The organism is Maritimibacter harenae (assembly GCF_009882975.1).
In the GTDB taxonomy this organism is placed as follows: Bacteria; Pseudomonadota; Alphaproteobacteria; order Rhodobacterales; family Rhodobacteraceae; genus Maritimibacter; species Maritimibacter harenae.
This window is the reverse complement of the sequence record NZ_WTUX01000015.1, coordinates 1-1,278: the sequence shown is the minus strand read 5'-3', so window position 1 is coordinate 1,278 and position 1,278 is coordinate 1. Positions and strand designations below refer to the sequence as shown.

Sequence of the window (1,278 nt, the reverse complement as noted above, 5' to 3'; positions counted from 1 at the left end):
CGATGGCCGCGATCACCAGTGTCACACCGGGCTGGCCATTACTGATCGTCAGGATCACGTTGGCCGCTTTCATGCCGAGACCGGTCATCGATAGACCGCCGATCACCAAGCCGGCGGCCGCACAGGCACCCGCGACCGGAAGAATCCGCAGGGTGGTCTCGCCGAGCCCTTCGACGATTTGCCAGGGCCGCAAGCGTGTCGCCTTCGTCAGCATGGAGGCAACGACGGCACCGACGACACCGGCGCCTGCGGTGAAAGTGGGTGAATAGCCTGCGACCAGCGCCGCGACGATACCCGCGATGGGGATCAGGAAGACCCAGCCGGTGCGGAAGGTCTCCCGCGCAGTCGGGATCTCGTCATCCGACGGGCGCAGGTTGCGGCGAACCGCTCGCAGGTGCACCTGTGTAAAGACACCCATGTAATACAGAAGCGCGGGGACCAGCGCTGCGAAAACCACCTCCTGGTAGGCCACACCGGTGTATTCGGCGAGGATAAAGGCAGCAGACCCCATGATCGGCGGCATGGCACTTCCCCCGGTGGAGGCCGCGACCTCGACCGCGGCTGCGAAGCGCGCGCGGTACCCCAACCGCTTCATGACCGGGATGGTGATTGAGCCGGTGGCCACCACGTCCGACGTCGGGCTGCCGGACATCGTGCCGTACAGGCCGGACGAGATGACGGCAATCTTGGCAGGACCACCGCGCGACCGGCCGGTGACCAGCGCTGCGATGTTGAAGAAGAATTCGCCTCCACCGGCCTTCGACAGGAAGGTCCCGAACATGACGAACAGGAAGACGTAGCTCGCGACGACCTGGATCGGGACACCGAAGACGCCATCGGTCGTGAAGACGAGAATATCCAGAAGGTAGCTGAATTCATCCACGCCATGCCCGAAGGGAGGCGGCAGCAGGTAGCCGAACAGGTTGTAGACCAGAAAGAGCACGACGACACCGGTCAGGCCGAGCCCGGTGGTGCGCCTCNAAAAAAAGCTGCGCCGGCGTGAACGGATGCAGAAGGCTGATCCTGTCGGCGATGGCGCCCGCGTTTACGAAAAAGAATATCCCGCACGCCAGGCTCAGCGCCGACAGCGCCCAATCGTAGAGCGGGATGTGGTCCGGCGCACGGGGCGTGGCCCCGATTGCGCCGAACATGATCGTGTAGATGCCGCAGACGAAGAGGATCCCCAAGATGAGTGGATCCGAGATCGTGAACAGGTTCGCGTAGATGACCCAGGCCGCGAAAACCGCCGCGACGACGATCAGGACTCGCTGCGAACCT

General features: G+C 63.8%; 1 protein-coding gene (only partly in view). It reads right to left on the bottom strand.

The annotated features are described in order from the left end of the window. Positions 1-943, bottom strand: partial view of a TRAP transporter permease gene (locus GQE99_RS12140; protein ID WP_328794093.1) — the 5' portion only. The gene continues 365 nt to the left of window position 1, outside the view; only the first 943 of its 1,308 coding nucleotides appear in the window; the start codon lies at positions 941-943; its stop codon lies off the left edge, out of view. Positions 944-1,278 lie beyond the last annotated feature (335 nt).